The following is a 19,671-nucleotide window of genomic DNA, read 5'->3' as shown; positions in this document are numbered from 1 at the left end:
CTCAAAAATGCCCTGGCGATTAGAAATCGCGGCTACACAGACAAAACCCGCCTGCGCGGGTTACAAAAATCTTTATATCATTTCAATTGATGATTGCAATACATCCTGGGTTAAAGACGCGATGAATCGCGTCTCTACAAATGGTCTATTTGTCGCATTCTTTTTCAAATTGGTATTAGATATAAAATACGGTAGGGAAGTACATCTGTGCTTCCCTACGAGTAACGTGTATTCCACCCAAATTTATAACTGCGACAATCGCCTATTTTAGGCTTTAGCTAGCTGCGGCTTCGGGTTTCTTTTTCTTGGAACGGCGGCTAAACCTGCGTCCCATCTCATCAATTACTGCATCTAAACCTGTAACATCACCGCTGGCTTTGGCGTAACCATAAATTGCTAATGCTGCTGCATAAGCTTCACTACCAGCCGCTATACAAGTATCATCCACCAGTTCTTGCAGTTGGGTTAGAGACAATAGCACCGGATATAAGTCTTCATATATTTCCAAATCCCGGCGCATCTCTTCCAAATCAAAAGAACGAGGCAAAAAGTTAGGGTTCTGTGTTGCCACTTCTAAGGCTTTGTTTACAAAAGCCTGACTTTTATCTCCCATCTTGACTATCGTCCGTCGGTCTTCAGGGGTCAAATCAATCAAAAATGGTAACTTTTCTCTAATTGTAGCGATCGCCTGCATGACTGCTTCTTTATCGGCTGGGGATAAGGTGGCACTGATGCGATTTTCTGCCATTTTTAATACTCCTTTAGGGCACTTAGTTTCAGTATTCCCAAAGTTATAGAGGCGATCGCATTAGTTTTTAAGATAGGCTACCATCAGAATTCGCTACATAGAATCGAGCCGATGACGTAATTGGCTACTAAAAGCATCAATTACCGTGACGACTACCAAAAGCACTAACATCATGGTTGTTGCTTTGGTGTACTCGAACCCGTCGATGTAACTTTTCAACTGAAAGCCAATACCACCTGCACCAACTACACCCAAGACAGAAGCAGCACGAATGTTGTACTCAAACATCCAAAAGGTGTAACCCAATCCCAGAGGTAGCACTTGCGGGAGAATGCCGTATTGAGCAATCTGTAGCTTGGAGGCTCCGATAACTTGTAAGGATTCAAGAGAACGCGGATCAACCGCTTCAATTGCCTGTTGATAAAATTTGGCAAGGTAGCCGATGGTGTAGATTCCCAAAGCGAAAGTTCCTGCTGGTGCGCCTAACCCAGTGGCGGCAACAAAAATTAGCCCCAGAATAATTGAGGGGACGGAACGTACAGTATTTTGCAGTAAATTAGCTAGCGATCGCAACCACCCAGGTGCAATATTGCTGGCGCTAGCTATAGCAATCGGTACAGAAAGAATTGCCCCAATGGTAGTTCCCCATAAAGACATTTGTACAGTTTCAATTAGTGCCTTAACTGCAATATCTAAAACTTTCCAATCGGGAGGAAATAATCGGGTAATAAAATCGGTGATGTATGGCCAGCTAGAACTTAGCAGTTCAAAATCGAGTTTGAGTCCTCGCAAAGCCCAACCATAAACTACCACAACAACTAATGAGATGAGTAGAGAACTCAGCCAAGAGTAGAAGCGTAAGCGTTTTGACTTAAAAAAGTAACTCATATTGTATTGAAGAAGAATTCAGAATGGGCTAAACGCCCCGCTACCGCTAACAGGAGTCAGAATGCAATACTGTTCGGTTAAGACAAGACGCGATAAATCGCCGTCTCTACAAAAGATTGATTATTGTAGAGACGGCGATTCGTCGCCTCTTTTTTGTGAAATCAAATCCCACTCAAGCGGAAACTTTAGCAAATTGAGCTTGTAAGTTGTCACAAAGTCCTTGGTAAACGACGCGTCCAGCATCTAAGACGATCGCTTGCCCTGCATATTTTTCTGCGATTCCCAAATCGTGCAAAACTGCAACAATAGTCATACCTTGCTGAGTGTGCAATTCAGATAGAGTTTCCATGACTTGTTGCGATGCGACAACATCTAAACCAGTGATGGGTTCATCAACTAAGAGAATTTGCGGTGATTGAATTAAAGTCCGAGCGATCGCTACTCGTTGTTGCTGTCCGCCGCTTAATTGACTGGTTTTTTGAAAAGCTAACTCTAAGAGTCCTAACTGTTCTAATAAATTTAGTGCCAACATGCGATCGCGTTTGGAAAATCCCAACAATGTTTGCCAAGTTGTTCTTTTACCAAGGCATCCGCACAAGACGTTTTCCAGTGCTGATAACTGCCGAATCAATCCGCCACCTTGAAATAACATCCCAACATCTCGCCGAATTTTTGGCAGTGTTCGGGGATTCATCTCAACATTATTGACGAGCAATTCTCCTCTCACTGATGGCACTAGTCCAACTAGCGATCGTAGTAATGTAGACTTACCAGCACCATTTAGCCCCAGCAAAACGACAAATTCACCGCGTTTAATCTGGCAATTAATCCCATTCAGAATAGGACGATTAAGAGATGGAGCATAAGCTGTCTCTAGGTTATGACACTCAATAACATAATCATTCATAGAAATTTATTTATCTGGTTATGAGGATGTTTTAAAAGTTCTTTGGTCGTTAGTAAAACGTTTTAGATCCCCCTAAATCCCCCTTAAAAAGGGGGACTTTAATTCCGGTTCCCCCCTTTTGAAGGGGGGTTAGGGGGGATCTAGAAGTACCTAAACTTACAGCCGACCACTTTTAAAACATCTGCTAACAGTTATTCAAGATGTTCGCTAAATAACTGTTAACTAAATTATGGTTCAATGCCAGCGATTTGCAGAGCCTCACGGATAGTTGCTAGGTGACGATCGTGGTCAATTCGGACTAATTCTGTGGAATTATACAAGTCGTTTAACAACTTATTATTTTGCGACTGATTTAATTTCAGTAAAGCGTTGATGATTTTTTCCCGTGTTGGGGCTGGAACATCATCATCAATGGCAATACCGTGGGCAGGTACACCAGTAATTTTGTGCAGAACCCGTAACTGATTCTTCTCTTGGGCGGTGATATAAGGTGGATTGAGAGCATATTCTGACACAACAGCCACATCAGCTTGACCGCGCACAACTGCTTGCAAGGCTTTGCTGTAATTGCCGCCATAAGAAACTTGACCAAAGAAATTATCTAAGCGATCGCGGTTGGGTACAAATTTTTGTTTGACCAACTCAGCGACAGGGATAATAAATCCAGAGCCAGAAGTAGGGGAAGTAAAAGCAATTTTTTTGCCCCGCAGTTGTTCTAAAGTGGCTTTAGCTGAACTTTGAGTTTTGAGGGGACTATTCTTAGGGACAACAAATGTTGAGCTATAGGTGTATCTTCCAGAATAAGTGGAACGAACTTCGGCTAGATACAAGCTGGAATTTGCTAATTGTTTTGCTTTCAAAGCCGGACGGCTACTTAAAAAAGCGACATCAGCCCGATTTGCTCTCAAAGCTTCCACAGCAGCTGTATCATCACCAACTTGGGCGACGACTGGAATTCCTAACTCTTTGGATAAAAAAGCTCCTACTGCATTTGCCTTATTTTGCAAGTCTGTAGAATCAGCACGACTGGGAAAAACTATTGTTAAGGTCTTCAGCCCTTGGGCAAGTAAGCGTGGTGTTTGTTGATTAGCGGTGGGGTTGGCGATCGTTGCCTGCATAGCCCCTACTGTGCTGAATACTAAACCTGTAAGCACTGTAAATGCCGCGCCAGCGCCCAATAAGCTCTTTTTCCTCACACTCATTTGCGACTCTCCATTAGGAAGTTTTCTCAGTTTTTTTGCTAATTAATTGCAATTAACCCCTAAAAAATATTTATAGCTTTTAAGAACAAAAGTCAATAATCAAGCCTAATTTGTTTGGAGAGTTGTAGGCTTTTTTTGTAAGTGTGTAGTACTAACCGCTAATTACAGCGATCGCATCAATTTCTACTAACACATCTTTAGGTAAGCGCGATACCTGCACACAAGCCCGTGCTGGGGCTGTATCTTCCGGGAAATATTTAGCATAAATGGCATTCACAGCCGCGAAATCATTCATATCAGCTAAAAATACAGTGGTCTTGACCACATCTTGAAAAGTCGCACCGGCTGCTGTGAGGATGGCTTCAAGGTTAGCTAATACCTGCTCAGTTTGCTTTTTGACATCATCAGTATAGACGACATCACCAAGGCGGGGATCGATGGCAATTTGTCCAGCTATGAATAGAAATTGACCTGAAGCTGCGATCGCTTGATTATAAGGGCCCACTGGTGCGGGTGCCTTATCAGTATTAATTACTTTACGGGTCATAGATATTACTTTCTCTAACGATGTTTCCTGTTTACCGATTTCTAGCTGAGAAGCGATCGGTTTGTAAACTTCTCCATCTGGCATTATCGCACCAGTCAGGTCTGCATCTTTAAAGGTTGCTCCATAAACATCTGCCCCAGTTAAATCAGCCCTTCTCAAATTTGCTCCATCTAAATTTGCTTTGATTAAATTTGCCCATCGCAGATTGGCTTTTTCTAAATTCGCTCCTTGGAGAAATGCTTTTCTAAGGTTTGTACTTTGAAGAGATGCTGCTGTAAAATCTATATCAGCCAAATTCATGCCTGAGAGATCAACTTCGTGCAAATTTGCTCTGTGAAATATACTTCCTTGGAGTTTGGCATTTTTCAATATTGCCTCAGTCAAGTTTGCCAGAGTTAAGTTTGATCCAATTAAGTACGCCTGACTCAAATCTGCCTTAGTTAAATTAGCTTTACTGAGATTCGCTTCAGCTAAAGAAGCAGCAGTGAGGTCTGCACTACTAAGATTTCCTCCACATAAATTTGCTGTATCTAAGTTTGCATAAATCATTTTTGCACTAGTTAGATTTATACCTGTTAGGTTTGCCTGTTCTAAGTTTGCATGATTCAAATTTGCGCTATTGAGAGTTGACCAACTTAAGTCAGTACCATTGAGGTCTGTCCAATAAAATATTGCTGAAGAAGCACTCACTGAATTTAAGTTTGTATCTGCTAGAGACGCATTAGTGAGATTTGTACTATTAAGCTTTGCTTGAGTTAAGTTTGCCCCACTTAAATCAACTCCAGTCAAATTTGCACTAGTTAGGTCTATCTCACTGAGGTCTGCACCTTTGAGATTTTCTTGACTCAAATTTACTGAACGAAAATTCAGTTCCCCTGCTGCGTATTTCTCTAACAATTCCTCAGCATCCATAATGCACCTTTAAATACCACTGACACAGTATAATCACAAAAACTTTGTGTCACAGGTATTCTTCTCTTTTCTTCCTTCGCGCCCTTTGCGTCCTTCGCGGTTCGTCCCTCTTACTCCAACTTCGGACATATCCCATAATGCCGTCAGGTCAGCATAGCGATCGCACTCGTATAATACTGCTACGACAGACTGCAAAATATCATTTATGAATATTAAAGAACTACTGCTCCAAGAAATTGAATCATCCTCAGATGTTCTACTAGCTAAAACCCTAGATTTTTTGCGTTTTCTCAAAACAAAAGCAAGAACCGAGCAAATATGTCTTAACCTGTCAACAGAAAAAAATGATGATACTTCCAGTCATCAAACAAAACCGGAAATACAGGAAGCAGCACCAATTCTTAGAGGTTCTAAAGCAGAAGATTTACTAAAATTTGCCGGAACCTGGCAAGGTGATGATTTTGAGGAGTGCTTGCAGCTTGTTTACGAAACCCTTTCCCCGGCTAAATTTTAGTAATTGTTGGGGAATTCCAGATATTCCTCTCCCCTCTTCCCTCAGCGCCCTCTGTGCCTCTGCGGTTCGTCCCTCTTACCCCAACCTCGGACGTATCCCATAATGCCGATATCGCCAATAATCCCGCAAAATGCGATCGTGGTCAAAACATAAATTACCAGGTACACACCAATACTCAAAAATGCCTATACCCTTGGCATCATCCCCAGCCTTTGGTTCCCCCGTAGCTGTCGCCAAAAACACGATGCTAATCGTATGCTGACGGGGATCGCGATTGGGGTCAGAATACACCAGTAATTGTTCAACTAATTCCACCTGCAAACCCGTTTCTTCCTCAGCTTCCCGTCGCGCCGCCACTTCCACGGCTTCCCCATAATCTACAAACCCACCAGGAATAGCCCAACCTAAAGGAAGATTATGTCTTTCAATTAACACTATTGGCCGATGAGGTCGATCTACTAGTTCAATGATGATATCAACTGTCGGTGCAGGATTTCGGTAAGTCATATTTATTAGTCATTGGTCATTAGTCATTGGTCGTTAGTCATTAGTCAAAGGACAAATGACAAAGGACAAATGACAATCAAAATGAGTTTACTTGATTTACCGTGCAAATACTGTTCCGTGATAAATTCTATGCGATTGGCTTTGCCACTGCCCCTTGGGCAATCGCATCGCGTGTCCATCAGATAATTGCTCCCTCTCATAATTCAGGTTACTTATGCCTTTTCCTAGATCCAGTGGTATTTTGCTGCATCCTACCTCCTTTCCCAGCCGATTTGGCATTGGAGATTTAGGCTTAGAAGCCTATCGCTTCATCGATTTTCTTAAACATACCCATCAACAATATTGGCAAGTTCTACCCCTGGGCCCCACTGGATACGGCAATTCCCCCTATATGTGCTACTCAGCAATGGCAGGAAATCCACTGCTGGTTAGCCCAGAAAAACTCCGAGATGAGGGTTTGCTAACTGAAGAAGACTTTGCCAATTTACCAGGATTTCCGGTAGAAAAGGTAGACTTCGACCAGGTTGTGCCGATTAAGATTGGGCTACTCAAAAAAGCCTGTGAAAACTTCAAAACCAATGCTACGCCCATCCAAAAGAATGAGTTTGCAGGTTTTTGTGACAGCAAAGGCTACTGGCTAAATAACTACGCCTTATTTATGGCGTTGAAAGATGCCCATAATGGTGCAAGCTGGCACACATGGGAACCAAAATTTTTCAAGCGCGAACCAGAAGCATTAGCTGAGGTAGAAAGTAAGCTCAACGAAGATATTTTTTATTACAAGTTCGTCCAATTTGAGTTTTTCCGGCAGTGGTCAGAACTGAAAAGCTACGCCAACATGCGCGGTATTGACATTATCGGCGATATCCCCATCTACGTAGCTCATGATAGTGCCGACGTTTGGGCGCATCCCGACATCTTTTGTTTAGACGAAGAAACAGGAGTTGCTGCCCAAATGGCGGGAGTTCCACCAGATTACTTTAGTGCCACCGGTCAATTGTGGGGCAACCCGGTTTATAACTGGGAGGAACTGCAAAAACAAGACTTTAAATGGTGGGTACAGCGCTTTGAGGCAATGCTGGACTATGTGGATATAATTCGCATTGACCACTTCCGGGGCTTCGAGGCTTATTGGTCAGTACCCAAAGGCGAAGAAACTGCCATGAATGGTAAATGGGTGGAAGCGCCTGGAGACGCTTTTTTTGAAGCGATTAGAGAGAAGTTAGGCAAACTACCCGTCTTGGCGGAAGATTTGGGAGTAATTACACCAGAAGTAGAAGCGCTGCGAGATAAGTATGAATTTCCTGGGATGAAGGTTTTACAGTTTGCTTTTGGTTCCGATCCCGAAAATCCATTTTTACCATTCAATTACCCGCGCAATGCTGTAGTTTATACCGGGACTCACGATAATGACACAACTGTAGGCTGGTTCAATTCAGCCAGCGACAACGAAAAGCATAACTTATGGCTTTATTTAGGTTGTATTAGTCCTGAAGGTATCCAGTGGGATTTAATTCGCCTAGCTTTGAGTTCCATAGCCAACCAAGCGATTATTCCCTTGCAAGATGTTTTGGGATTAGGAAACGAAGCGCGGATGAATTTTCCCAGTATCGCTGAGGGAAACTGGGAGTGGCGCTATCAATCAGGAGCGTTGAGAGAGGAATTAGGCGATCGCTTAAAAGTTCTGACCAGACTTAATGGACGCGCCCCGCAAGAAAATTGAGGAGTGGGGAAATGAGGCTGGAAAGGTAGTAGGAAAAGACAAGGCAGACAAGGCAGACAAGGCAGACAAGGTAGAGGGAGGAGTAAATGCCTCCTTTTCCTCCTTGTCTCGTTGTCCCCCTCATCCTCGTCATCTCCCCCAGTCTTTTTTTCAATTTTGTTAGCGAGTCCGCGATCGTCATTTTGAATTTTGAATTGATTTCTCCCTCATCTCAAAACTTAGGCTTGGCAGCAATCCTAACTTCTTCCTCTTTCCCTGGCTCTCCCATTTCCTTGGCTTTCTCTTGATTGACGCTCATCAACACACCACCAGCATTATCAGTTTTTACTGTCAGTTGCTCTTGAGCTTTCCAAATCCGGTGAGTTCCCTCTGGGAGAATCCCCTCAAACTCGGTTTTGCCATCGGCTATGACGCGAATCCAAGATGACGCTTTCAAAGTCACACCAATTTGTACAACCTGTCCCTGTTGTCTACCGTTAAGGGGATCGCTGACAGGTTGAACTCTTAGTGAATCTTTTGGTTGGGTTGGCTCTGGTTTAACAATGGACTTTTGTTTTGGGTATGGTTGGTTTTGGCTATTACTTGCTTGTAATACTGCGTTATTTAATAACTGAGATAAGCCATTCACAGAGCATACGATTAGCAATATGTAAAGAAAGTAAAGATGAATCGGACGTAGTTGATTAATGGGTGAAGTATTCCCCATCCCTTGAGGGTTTACTTGTGCGGAACTAATTGGAAAAGTGCCTGAGAATTCTACTCCATTCAAGCCCAGTGCATCAGCAAATTGCCTGATAAAACCCTGAATATATACTGGTTCTGGCAGTTCGTTTAAATTACCTTCTTCGATCGCCTGCAATAATCGCTGGGGAATTCTGGTTAATATAACCACTTGCTCTAGAGATAAGCCCTGTTCTTGACGCAACGCCCAAAGTTGAGCGCCCAATTCTGCCAACTTTTCGGACCGTTGTTGCTCTAACGAAATTGATGGCTGGTGATTATTTTTCTTTCTTAGCCATTTCATGCCTGCTGACACTCCTTAACTCCACTGAATCTTTAGTAGGTTGCGTTATCCGATCTTGCAAAAAGTGAATCTCATAATCGTTGAGGGAACGATATTTACCCTCTGACAATAAGGGTTCTTTTGGAGTTTGTAATTGAATGGGGCCGATAGCAGTTCGATGCAGCTTGATTACTGGGTATCCTAACTGTTGGGCTATGCGGCGAATTTGGCGATTTCTTCCCTCCTGCAAGACTATTTCTAAAAAGCTTTGCTCGGCACGACGTTCTATTAGATGTACCTTAGCAGCCCTAGTTTTTCTACCCTCCAACACCATACCCTCACGCCACATTTGCAATACTGCTTCTGGGGGATGTCCTTTGACCACAACATGGTATGTCTTGGAAATACTGTGGCGGGGATGGGTTAGTCCAAATGTCAGATTTCCGTCATTTGTGAGGATTAATGCTCCCGTAGAGTCTGCATCTAAACGCCCAACTGGGTGAATACCTGAACCCTCCCGTAATTCTTTTGGTAGTAAATCCAGGACTGTTTTTCTTCGGTGAGGGTCGTAGCAAGTCGAAACTACTCCCGCAGGTTTATGCAGCAATAGATATATTAAAGCCGGACGCTGCTTTTCGGATACAGTTTTACCATCAATTGCGATCGCATCTTTTTGGGGATCAACTTTTTGACCCAAATGCGCCAATACTCCATTGATTCGCACCCGTGAGTGCCTAATCATTTCTTCAGCTTCACGACGCGAGGCGATGCCCCATTGAGCGAGAATTTTTTGTACCCTTTCCTCCATCTGGAATTACTTATTTACTGTTAACAATTAAATGATATTTGCATTTTGTAGCGAGTAGGCATAAATGTTACATTTAAGACTTGTTTAATATTCTGTCCGGTTATTGAGCAAATACTCATAAACAGATTGGTTAGATGCCAGAGCAAAATTCCCAAACAAGAGATGCCAAGAAAAGCCGTATAATTACGCAGGTACTCACCAAAGCCCTAAAGCTCTGGTTAAGAGCGCAAGTGAGCCAAATATCAGAATTAAAAGTGGAGATTAAAGCAAGCGATCGCCAACTTCTCTCTGGGCGCATCCCCTTGGTATCTATTTTTGCTTCTCATGCAGTTTATCAAGGTCTCCTAATTACACAAATTCAATTAACGGCAGAAAATATTCAGATAAACATTGGCTCCGTACTCAGAGGAAAGCCCCTGCGACTGTTAGAAACAGTATCAGTGGTTGGCGACTCGATCGTAGACGAGAAGGATCTGAATGCTTCTCTCTCATCTGATTTATTATCGACTGCTTTGAGCGATTTTCTGGTTAAGGTTTTACCAACACATTTCCCAAAGTCACAACCAATTAATTGGCAAGAAATTATTCTTGATAACAATCAAATTATACTGCGAGGTTTGAGAGTCACCAATAGTGAAACAACGCCTCTAGAGATTTCTCTGGGTGGCTTACAGTTACTCAGTGGGCATGAGTTGCAACTGGCACAAGTAAAAATCAAGCCCAACCAGGGAGATATATTAGAGGGCGATCGCCAGTACAATCTGGATCTTGGCTCAGATGTCGATATCCAAGAACTAACGCTGATCCCAGGTAAGCTCGTGTGTCGGGGGCGGATTAACGTTAATCCTTAGATGATGAAAAATAAAAAATATCCTATCCTAAAGTGAGTTCGACAGGATGAATTGACTGTGATAGGTGGTTAAGATGCTACACGTTTCTATAGTAGCGGCAACAGTAGTGTCACAAAATAATAAACCAAAGGTGCTGTGAAAATATAACTATCAGTACGGTCTAAAATACCACCATGACCGGGAATTAATTGTCCAGAATCTTTAACTCCAGCATCGCGCTTCAGCATAGACTCGGTAAGATCCCCTAAAAGACTAGCAATACCAATCAGTAAACCCAATGCTAAACCAGTAAACAGGGATCTGGGCAAGTGTAAATAATAGGCTCCTGCTATAGCTACAGCAACACTTGAAGTAATGCCAAAGACAGCACCTTCTACAGTTTTTTTCGGGCTAATGTCAGACAGACGGGTTTTCCCAAAGAATTTGCCAATGGTGTAAGCGCCAATATCGGCTGCCCAAATACACAAAAAAGTCAGCATTGTTGCTGTAAAACCTTGTGGTAAAGAAGCAGAATTTGCCTTTTCCCAGAAATCTGCCCAGGTTGTGGGCCAGTAACCTCCGAAAGGGAGATTGCTAAAAACGGCACTATCAATTGCTCGTAAGCGCACCCAGTAACTCGGCAAATAGCCTACGTAAAATAGCCCCATTATAGAAGCGGAAACGTCAGCGATCGTGGCAAATTTGGGCTGAAATAACAGGTAAAAACAAATAAATGTACCAGCTAAGGGCATCACCGCATCAGCTAAACTGCCATCAATGGTACAAATTACTAGCAAAACTAGGCTAACAGCCATAGTGGTTTTGGCAGCTGGAGCGATACCTCTGGCTCGCACCAAATTAAAATATTCCTGTTGGCCCAAAAAGATGACAACTGCAAACATGATGGTAAAATACCAACCGCCCAAAAGGCTAACAGAAAGAGCAAGAGCGATCGCAACAATTCCACTAATAATCCGAGACCAAGGCATAGAAGTATTGGGTATTGGGTACTGGGCATTGGGTACTGGGCATTGGGTACTGGGTATTGAGTATTGGGTATTTGGAAAACTCCTAGTCCCTAGTCCCTAGTCCCCAGTCCCCAGTCCCTACTCCCCAGTTCCTAATCCAGTTTCTCACCACTGAGGATAAAAATGGGATCGACGGCGGTAAAGGTTTGAGAGAAGCCGCGCGTCTCTAAGCGGTTAACCGCAGACTGCACTACTTCAATATTCCTAGCCCTTAACAGAGAAAAGCTTTGAGAAATAGCATACAGACTTTCTAGATTAGCAGCTGTGGCTACAACCCGACCCGATGGTGGCAAATAATGCCATGCTGCTTGCAGAATTTCCTGAATGGGTCTTCCTCCCTCGATACAAATACGATGAGGAGCAACCTTAAGGTTATGTAAACACTCTGGGGCGCTACCTTCAATTACTTCGACGTTTTTGACTTCAAAGCGATCGCAGTTACGTTTGATCAGATTAGCCACTTCTTCATCCCTTTCGATAGCGATAATCTGACCCTTTGGACACAATAGCCCCACTTCTACGGGAATTGTACCTGTCCCTGCGCCAATGTCCCACAAAACAGAATCTGATGTTAACCGCAGTTGGGCAATTAACAGTAGTCGGACTTCTCGCTGACTCAAGGGAATTCCTGGCAAATGCTCGAACAATTCATCAGGAATACCAGGGGTAATATAAGGCCAAAGTTGGGAGGGCATAGAATTACGCAATTATACTAAAAATATCGATTTGCCAAAATTGGAAAGTCATAATCTCTAAAAACTTTTCAAACGTAGCATTATTAAGAAACCATAATGATTGGCGAAATATTAGCCGAACGCTATGAAGTTCAGCAGCTATTAGGTAAAAAAGCAGGGCGGAGAACACTTGTAGCTCGTGATTTGAATACTCAGGAATTAGTCGTTATCAAGTTACTCTCTTTTGGTGGTGACTTTGAATGGGACGATCTCAAGCTGTTTGAGCGAGAAGCTGAAACTCTAAAATCTTTGTCACATCCCTTAATACCTCGCTATTTAGACTATTTTGAGGTAAATTCAGCGACAATCAAAGGATTTGCCCTAGTACAAACTTATATCCCAGCAAAAACCTTAGAGCAATACTTCCAATCTGGGCGGACTTTTAATGAAGCAGAAGTCAAACAGATAGCCAAAGCACTTTTAGAAATTCTCATTTACCTACATGGGTTATATCCGCCTGTTATCCATCGCGATCTTAAGCCTAGCAATATTTTATTGGGAGAGCGTTCCGGTAACAGTCTTGGTCAAGTTTACCTGGTAGATTTTGGTTCGGTGCAAACTGTCCTCGCTACCGAAGGTGGAACTAGAACTGTGGTGGGAAGCTATGGCTATATGCCACAGGAGCAATTTGGCGGCCGTACTGTCCCCGCTTCCGATCTTTATAGCTTAGGTGCAACTTTAATTTATTTAGTGACGGGTACTCATCCAGCCGATTTACCCCAAAAGGATTTTCGGATTCAGTTTGAACAAGTGGCTAATGTCAGCCCTGGATTGACTCGCTGGTTGAAGTCGATGACTGAACCGAGTTTAGAACGGCGTTTGAGTTCTGCTACCGAAGCGATGTCTACGATGGTCACTGAGCCTTGTCGAAGTGCGGGCTTTGCCTACGCAGCTTTAGAGAAACCACAAACGACAAACTTACCTGCTTTGCTTGCGAGCAAACCAGACGGGAGTAAGATTCAATTAACTAAAAATGGGGATTCTCTAGAAATTATCGTCCCACCGCCTGGTTTGAATTCATCAATATTATTTACAGGTGTATTTGCGATCGCTTGGAATTCATTTATCCTGGTTTGGACAATTGGCGCTCTTTCGGCCCCTTTTCCTGCCAATATCCCCTTTGCCTTGTTCTCACTTCCTTTTTGGAGTGCTGGCTGTCTGATGGTGTATAAACTTACCTTTAGTTTGTTTGGACGCATCTGTTTACGCCTAAATGCAGAACAAATTTCCCTAAGCAGGGAGTTGTTTAGTTGGAAATTTGAGCGTCCTCGGCCATCCCCAAGGAAAAGTGTTAATAAGTTAGTTTACATTCCCAAATACTTTACTAAAGACTCCGAAGGCAATAGAGTTGCTGTTTCAGCACAATTATATATTTGCTCAGGAGTACAAAAATATCAGATTAGTGGAAACGATGTCGGTATTAAATCCGAAGTAGAACTTGAATGGTTAGCTCATGAATTAAGTGAGTGGTTAGGTTTGCCAATTACCAATCCAATGAGAAGTTAGTTTGCCAGTTCGTTCTCTTTATCATTTTGAACTGGTTATTGCTTTGTGCAAAGCAAAAGAAAAAGATGGGCTTGGATTTTATCTGGCACAAGAATTATATTGGTATAATCCAGCAAAACTACCCACCCCTGCCGAATGGGTAACAGTTCGCAGGGAAAGAGTTAAAGATTCGGTAAATACAATTTGGTGGCTGTCAAAAAATCCGCATCCTAAAGCTAATAATAGAAGGGTTTTAAAGCCTTATAGTGATGCGATGAAAAACCTTTTGAAGAGCGGTAGGCATTCATTTTATGTATATCCTATTTATACAAGATGGTAGAGTGCTTATCAATGGCAAACTCATCGGATTTGAGCCAACAATGTTTATATTTAATTACAGATGCTTTTGAGGAAATATCTATGTTTGGACTAGGATGGCCAGAAATCGCTGTAATTACCATAGTCGCTATTCTAATTTTTGGCCCGAAAAAAATTCCCGAGCTGGGTACTGCACTAGGCAAAACCCTACGAGGTTTTAAGGAGGAGATGAAAACCCCCAGCGATGAAACCAATCCAGAACAAGAAAAACAATAGTCAAGAGTCAAGGGTCAAAAACTTTTAAATGCTGAATTTTAGACTCTTGACTTTTCACTACAGTAGTGTATTGACTACAGAAGAAGGTGCGATCCCATTTTGGGAATCGATCGCAGTTGTGCCAGTATTTTGTTGATGTGTCTCTTCCTTAGCTAAACCACGCAGCTTAATTAACTTAATAGCCCTAGTAACGCTTTCTGGTAAAATTACTACCAGGCTGTTATCGGGAGCCATATCTAAGGCTTTATTGATCGCTTGGGTTTCATCCAAAATTGATTCGTAGCGGCTATCAGGCTTAACTTGGGTGATGCCTTGAATAATTAACTGGGCGGCTGAACCCCGTAAACGTCCGCGTGTGTCATCATCTTCTTTGATGATGATGTAATCAAAGATTTGTGCTGCTAACTTGCCCAAAGTCACAAAGTCTTCATCGCGGCGATCGCCAGGACCACCAATTACGCCAATCCGTTGTCCTGTAGTCCAGTTCCTTACAAAGGAACCTACAGCTTCGTAACTGGCTGCGTTGTGGGCATAATCTACTAAAGCGTGGTAGTTGCCTAAATTAAATAAATTCATTCGTCCCGGCGTTTGACTAACTGAAGCCCGGAAAGTCTTCAAACCAGCCCGAATCTGCTCAATTGTGACGTTTTGCACGAATGCTGCCAAACTTGCAGCTAAAGCGTTGGCAATCATAAACGGCGCACGTCCGCCCATTGTTAAAGGTATATTTTCTGCTCTTTCTATCCGGTGTGTCCAATCACCTTTAACAATTGACAAATAGCCACTTTCATATACTGCGGCGACTCCACCCTTTTGGATATGCTTTCGCACCAATTCCGAGTCGGGGTTCATGGTGAAGTAAGCAATATTAGCCTTGGTTTTTTCTGACATGGCGGCGACGCGGCGATCGTCGGCGTTCAGTACGGCGTAGCCATCAGGGAATACGGCTTCCGCTACTACACTTTTGAGGTTAGCTAACTGCTCAATAGTCTCTATATCCCCTATTCCTAAGTGGTCGGCGGCTACATTCAAGACCACTCCCACATTTGCGGCTTCAAAGCCCAGTCCAGAGCGGAGAATGCCACCGCGAGCCGTTTCCAGTACTGCTACTTCCACTGTGGGATCTTGGAGGATGACGTGGGCGCTTTGAGGGCCTGTATTGTCGCCAGCTTCCACTAAGTAATCACCGATATATGTTCCATCAGTAGTAGTATATCCTACTACTTTACCCGTCTGTTTATAAATATGTGCTAGTAGTCGAGTAGTAGTGGTTTTACCATTAGTACCAGTAATGCTGAGGATGGGAATTTGGTTAGATTGCTCGTTGGGAAACAGCATATCCATCACTGCACCGGCGACGTTGCGGGGAATACCCACGCTTGGAGCAACGTGCATCCGAAAGCCAGGAGCAGCATTAACTTCGACAATTACGCCATCCACTTCCCGCAGAGGACGGCCAATATCCGTAGTGACGATATCGAGTCCGGCGATATCCAAACCGATAATCTTGACTACCCGTTGTGCTAACCACAGATTTTCTGGGTGAATTTCATCAGTACGGTCTACGGCACTACCGCCGGTGCTTAAGTTTGCCGTTGCTCTGAGATAACAAAGGGTTCCTTTGGGCGGCACACTGTTGAGGGTGTAGCCTTGTCTTTCTAATAATTGGTAGCTGGTGCGGTCTAGTTCAATCTTGGTCAGGACGTTATCATGTCCTTCACCACGATTCGGGTCGAGGTTTGTTTCCTCAATCAGTTCGGAGATGGTGGATCTGCCATTACCAATGACATGAGCCGGGACGCGTTCGGCAACTGCGACTACTTTGCCATTTACCACTAGCACTCTGTGGTCGCGCCCAACGTAATATCTTTCGACAATAATTGACCGAGAAACCTGTCTAGCTGCTTCGTAGCCTGCTTCAGCTTCTTCCCAAGTTCTGATATCAATGGTGATCCCACGTCCATGATTGCCATCCACTGGCTTGAGGACGATGGGATAGCCGCCAACGTATTCAATAGCTTGTTCTAAATCGTCTAAGAAGTTGATTACCGTACCTCTAGGTACTGGCGCACCAGCCGCAGCGAGGATGCGTTTAGTGGCTTCTTTATCACAAGCTAGTTCTACACCCAGAATGCTGGTGTTATCAGTCATTGTGGCTTGCATCCGCTTCTGATTCACGCCGTAGCCTAGCTGAATCAAAAAGCGGGCTTCCAGAGACATCCAGGGAATACCTCTTTTTTCTGCTTCTTTGACGATCGCTTCCGTAGAAGGGCCTAAGGAAGCATCACGGGTGAAGTCCTTCAGGTCTTGGATATCTTGCTCTAATTCTGCCTTGGGATAACGGCCTCGATCGACGATACTCTGGCATAGCCTGACTGCGGCTCGTCCAGCGTAGCGTCCCGCTTCCTCATTCTGGTACTCGATTACTACTTGATAAATTCCGGGTGTGGCAGTTTCGCGGGTGCGACCAAAGCCAACATGCATACCAGCTAATTCCTGGAGTTCTAGGGCTACGTGTTCTACGATGTGGCCGATCATAGTGCCTTCTTTGACTCGCATCAGAAAACCACCACGACAGCCAGGCGAACAATAATGACCCTCCAGACTCGGCAGCGCCTCAACTAGTCCTTCATAAAAGCCAGGGATTTCATTCGAGGGCGACTCGGCAAGGGTTTCTAAATCGAGGCGCATGACGATCAGCTTGTGGCGTCGAATGCTCCAATAGTTTGGGCCGCGTAAGGTCTGGATCTTGAGGATTCTCATGGGAATAGGTAGATGGAGATTCGGAACCAAAATTCTAGTTTCTTACTGAAATTGACCGCTAAACTGTTCGTTGCAAACAGTTTTTTCTTTTTACATAGTATTCTCATCATTTTTCTACAACAAGAAATAAATGTGCGGTCAACCGATTTTAGATTTATGATTTTGGATTAAAAAAGACAATTAGGGTACTTAGCTCAGGTAATTTTAGATTTACGATAGCGTAGCGTCAACGAGTCATCGAGGGTTTTTTAGATTTGTTTCGCCCACTTTCTGGCAGCATCTGCCGAAAAGCTCTTCTTTTTCTAAAATCCAAAATCCAAAATCTAAAATTTGTGGTCAACGTCAGTGTAACCTCAGATACTCCATCCCGTCAGCTGGATATCCGGTGTACGGCAGGCAATACAGTGCGCTGGTACAGGTGGAAGCGATCGCCGTAGCTGAGGATATGGAGACGTAAATTATGTACGGTCAATGGTTCATTAGCACCAACATGGGGTTCGTTGGTGTGGGTGGCTTCAGTGGGATCGACAATGGTGACACTGCCTTTACCCATAACTTGTAACCAACCATCCCGTTCAAACACTGCACAAGTATCTTCGTCAATGCCAATGCCTAAGCGATCGGGGTGAGCAGCGATCGCACTTATCAGCCGCCCCATCCGATTCCGGTTGTGAAAATGTTGGTCAACGATTACTTCAGGAATAAATCCCAAACCCGTTGCCATATCGACTAAAGAACGATTTGGCGACTCTCCACTCCCGCCACCAGCAATCATGTGATGCCCCATTACTGCCGCTCCGGCACTAGTGCCTGCTAACGTCAGTTGCCCTGCCCTCACCCTCTGCCGAATAATTTCCATTGCTGGCGTATCTGCCAATACGCCACAGAGACGCAGCTGATCTCCTCCTGTCAAAAATACCCCACTACAGGCTTCTAAGGATGCTTTAATTTGAGAGGCTTCACACTGTTCGCGTTCGCGAATGTCTAAAATTTCTACCTTTTGGGCACCCATTTCTTCAAAAATGCGAATGTACCGACCACCGATGATGGCAGGTTCGCGAGAGGCAGATGGAATAATTGTAATATAAGCCTTACTAGCACCGGCACGTCCAAAAAAAGTTCGTAGGATTTCGCGCCCATGAACTTTGTCTTCTGCGCCTCCGATAACCAGAACGGCGGTTTTAGTTGCTTGGGGTGTCCTCATTTCTAGCGATTTAGCTTGTAATTGCGGCATTTTGTTTCTCCTGTCAACAACTTCAGGTGAATTTAACAAGGATCAGTTGCCTGATGATTTTTGCGCTTTGCAACTTTTGAGAGGAAACTTTTTGGAAGTTTTGAAACTGGGCAGCCACTCTCCGAATTCTCGCTTAACGCTCGCGTTGCCTCAGTCTAAACGTGTTTGTTCCCATTCTTCAAAGCCAGGGCCTTGTTTTTCACCTGTCCACTTGCAGCAGGGCAAAATAGTCTTTAGGGGGCTAGATTCCCCCTCTGAGACTGGGGACGAGCAGGCAAGACTACGCTTTTTTCTGAGGCTGGCTCGATGCATCCTGGAAGTTGTTAACTCGATCTGATTATTAATTTAAATGTACTTGTGACAACATTTAAACATAAATTAAGTAATTAGAAAAACTTTTGATCCCATCTAAAATCCAAGAGTCCTGGTAGTTTTAGATACTATTGATAAAGTTTAACTGGAGTTTGACTCGACCTTGGCTTGGCGGTGTTTGCTAGACATCCAAATTTAAGATTAGTGTCCTCGAATACGAATAACTGTGCGCTTTGATATAGTTACACTTTTTCCTGACTGTTTTAACTCTGTTCTCAATTCTGGGTTACTGGGTAAAGCCTTAGCTAAACAGATTGCCGAAGTGCATCTGGTTAATCCACGGGACTTTACCACTGATAAGCACCACAAGGTGGATGATGAACCCTACGGCGGCGGTGTGGGGATGCTAATGAAACCAGAACCGATTTTTACGGCTGTAGAGTCGCTGCCAACTCTTCCCCGAAGAGAAGTAATTTTGATGAGTCCACAGGGTGAAACAATTAATCAACCTCTTTTGAAAGAATTGGTGACAAATTATGACCAGTTAGTAGTTATTTGCGGGCATTACGAAGGAGTCGATGAGAGGGTGCTGCATTTGGTAACTCGAGAAGTATCTTTGGGCGATTTTATTCTGACTGGCGGGGAAATTCCAGCAATGGCTTTGATTAATGGTGTAGTGCGACTAATACCAGGAACCGTCGCCAAAACCGCATCCCTGACAGCAGAAAGTTTTGAGGAAGGGTTATTAGATTATCCCCAATATACTCGTCCTGCCAATTTTCGCGGTTTAAAAGTGCCTGATGTCTTGCTCAGTGGGAATCATGCAGCGATCGCCAAGTGGCGTTACGAGCAACAAATTCAAAAAACCCGCGATCGCCGCCCTGACCTGCTGGAGGAATGGGAGCAGGGGGCAGGGGGAGCAGGGGGAGCAG

General features: G+C 43.8%; 19 protein-coding genes and 1 pseudogene. 7 read left to right on the top strand and 13 right to left on the bottom strand.

Features of this window, described 5'->3' with window-relative positions; translation table 11 throughout:
- Window positions 1-274 precede the first annotated feature (274 nt).
- The 6 genes from CDG77_RS22440 to CDG77_RS36735 form a co-directional block, all read right to left on the bottom strand.
- Window positions 275-748, bottom strand: coding sequence for a hypothetical protein (locus tag CDG77_RS22440; RefSeq protein ID WP_094331582.1), 474 nt, complete (start codon window positions 746-748; stop codon window positions 275-277).
- 93 nt (window positions 749-841) lie between these two features.
- Window positions 842-1,636, bottom strand: coding sequence for a phosphonate ABC transporter, permease protein PhnE (gene phnE / locus CDG77_RS22435; RefSeq protein ID WP_094331581.1), 795 nt, complete (start codon window positions 1,634-1,636; stop codon window positions 842-844).
- 172 nt (window positions 1,637-1,808) lie between these two features.
- On the bottom strand, window positions 1,809-2,543 hold the full coding sequence (locus CDG77_RS22430; protein WP_094331579.1) for a phosphonate ABC transporter ATP-binding protein: 735 nt from the start codon (window positions 2,541-2,543) through the stop codon (window positions 1,809-1,811).
- A 227-nt stretch (window positions 2,544-2,770) separates the two neighbouring features.
- On the bottom strand, window positions 2,771-3,745 hold the full coding sequence (locus CDG77_RS22425; protein ID WP_094331577.1) for a phosphate/phosphite/phosphonate ABC transporter substrate-binding protein: 975 nt from the start codon (window positions 3,743-3,745) through the stop codon (window positions 2,771-2,773).
- A gap of 151 nt (window positions 3,746-3,896) precedes the next feature.
- Window positions 3,897-5,204, bottom strand: coding sequence for a Rid family detoxifying hydrolase (locus CDG77_RS38880; RefSeq protein WP_094331575.1), 1,308 nt, complete (start codon window positions 5,202-5,204; stop codon window positions 3,897-3,899).
- Between the two features lie 33 nt (window positions 5,205-5,237).
- Window positions 5,238-5,399 carry a hypothetical protein gene (locus CDG77_RS36735; protein ID WP_190234035.1) on the bottom strand — a complete coding sequence of 54 codons (162 nt, stop codon included), beginning with the start codon at window positions 5,397-5,399 and terminating at the stop codon, window positions 5,238-5,240.
- 10 nt (window positions 5,400-5,409) lie between these two features.
- Between CDG77_RS36735 and CDG77_RS22415 the strand changes: the two genes are divergently transcribed.
- On the top strand, window positions 5,410-5,718 hold the full coding sequence (locus CDG77_RS22415; RefSeq protein ID WP_094331573.1) for a hypothetical protein: 309 nt from the start codon (window positions 5,410-5,412) through the stop codon (window positions 5,716-5,718).
- Window positions 5,719-5,793: 75 nt separating this feature from the next.
- Here the strand turns inward: CDG77_RS22415 and CDG77_RS22410 are convergent, their stop codons facing one another.
- Window positions 5,794-6,225, bottom strand: a complete 432-nt coding sequence (locus CDG77_RS22410; RefSeq protein ID WP_094331571.1) for an NUDIX domain-containing protein — start codon at window positions 6,223-6,225, stop codon at window positions 5,794-5,796.
- Between the two features lie 214 nt (window positions 6,226-6,439).
- On the opposite strand from CDG77_RS22410, the gene malQ reads away from it, so the two are divergent.
- A complete protein-coding gene (gene malQ, locus CDG77_RS22405) occupies window positions 6,440-7,948 on the top strand; it encodes a 4-alpha-glucanotransferase (protein ID WP_094331569.1) in 1,509 nt (502 codons plus the stop codon).
- A 211-nt stretch (window positions 7,949-8,159) separates the two neighbouring features.
- Here malQ and CDG77_RS22395 read toward each other — a convergent pair whose 3' ends face one another.
- Both CDG77_RS22395 and CDG77_RS22390 read right to left on the bottom strand, forming a co-directional pair.
- Window positions 8,160-8,972, bottom strand: a complete 813-nt coding sequence (locus CDG77_RS22395; protein WP_094331566.1) for a helix-turn-helix domain-containing protein — start codon at window positions 8,970-8,972, stop codon at window positions 8,160-8,162.
- The gene (locus tag CDG77_RS22390; protein WP_094331565.1) at window positions 8,947-9,759 is read right to left on the bottom strand and encodes a pseudouridine synthase; all 813 of its coding nucleotides are present in this window, start codon (window positions 9,757-9,759) and stop codon (window positions 8,947-8,949) included. Before CDG77_RS22390 ends, CDG77_RS22395 begins: the two co-directional genes overlap by 26 nt.
- A 134-nt stretch (window positions 9,760-9,893) precedes the next feature.
- Between CDG77_RS22390 and CDG77_RS22385 the strand changes: the two genes are divergently transcribed.
- Entirely contained in the window at window positions 9,894-10,610 is a 717-nt protein-coding gene (locus tag CDG77_RS22385) for an LmeA family phospholipid-binding protein (protein WP_094331563.1), read from the top strand.
- A gap of 86 nt (window positions 10,611-10,696) precedes the next feature.
- Here the strand turns inward: CDG77_RS22385 and CDG77_RS22380 are convergent, their stop codons facing one another.
- Both CDG77_RS22380 and cbiT read right to left on the bottom strand, forming a co-directional pair.
- Window positions 10,697-11,578, bottom strand: a complete 882-nt coding sequence (locus CDG77_RS22380; RefSeq protein WP_094331561.1) for a phosphatidate cytidylyltransferase — start codon at window positions 11,576-11,578, stop codon at window positions 10,697-10,699.
- Between the two features lie 131 nt (window positions 11,579-11,709).
- Window positions 11,710-12,312, bottom strand: a complete 603-nt coding sequence (cbiT, locus tag CDG77_RS22370; protein WP_094331558.1) for a precorrin-6Y C5,15-methyltransferase subunit CbiT — start codon at window positions 12,310-12,312, stop codon at window positions 11,710-11,712.
- Window positions 12,313-12,408: 96 nt separating this feature from the next.
- Between cbiT and CDG77_RS22365 the strand changes: the two genes are divergently transcribed.
- From CDG77_RS22365 to tatA, 3 genes and pseudogenes are all read left to right on the top strand, one after another.
- Complete coding sequence (locus tag CDG77_RS22365; RefSeq protein WP_094331557.1) at window positions 12,409-13,857, top strand: serine/threonine protein kinase; 1,449 nt, start codon at window positions 12,409-12,411, stop codon at window positions 13,855-13,857.
- A gap of 1 nt (window position 13,858) precedes the next feature.
- A pseudogene (locus tag CDG77_RS22360) lies at window positions 13,859-14,134 on the top strand (site-specific DNA-methyltransferase); the annotation flags it as partial.
- Window positions 14,135-14,256: 122 nt separating this feature from the next.
- Window positions 14,257-14,430, top strand: a complete 174-nt coding sequence (gene tatA / locus CDG77_RS22355) for a twin-arginine translocase TatA/TatE family subunit (RefSeq protein ID WP_094331593.1) — start codon at window positions 14,257-14,259, stop codon at window positions 14,428-14,430.
- Between the two features lie 57 nt (window positions 14,431-14,487).
- Here the strand turns inward: tatA and cphA are convergent, their stop codons facing one another.
- On the bottom strand, window positions 14,488-17,193 hold the full coding sequence (cphA, locus tag CDG77_RS22350) for a cyanophycin synthetase (RefSeq protein WP_094331555.1): 2,706 nt from the start codon (window positions 17,191-17,193) through the stop codon (window positions 14,488-14,490).
- Window positions 17,194-17,563: 370 nt separating this feature from the next.
- Complete coding sequence (locus CDG77_RS22345) at window positions 17,564-18,427, bottom strand: cyanophycinase (RefSeq protein ID WP_012412065.1); 864 nt, start codon at window positions 18,425-18,427, stop codon at window positions 17,564-17,566.
- Between the two features lie 538 nt (window positions 18,428-18,965).
- On the opposite strand from CDG77_RS22345, the gene trmD reads away from it, so the two are divergent.
- Window positions 18,966-19,671: tRNA (guanosine(37)-N1)-methyltransferase TrmD (gene trmD / locus CDG77_RS22340; RefSeq protein WP_143857072.1), on the top strand; the 706-nt coding region annotated here is incomplete at its 3' end.

The organism is Nostoc sp. 'Peltigera membranacea cyanobiont' 213 (assembly GCF_002245975.1).
Taxonomy (GTDB): domain Bacteria; phylum Cyanobacteriota; class Cyanobacteriia; order Cyanobacteriales; family Nostocaceae; genus Nostoc.
Note: the sequence above shows the minus strand (reverse complement) of the source record. Positions and strands in the feature narration are given on the sequence as shown.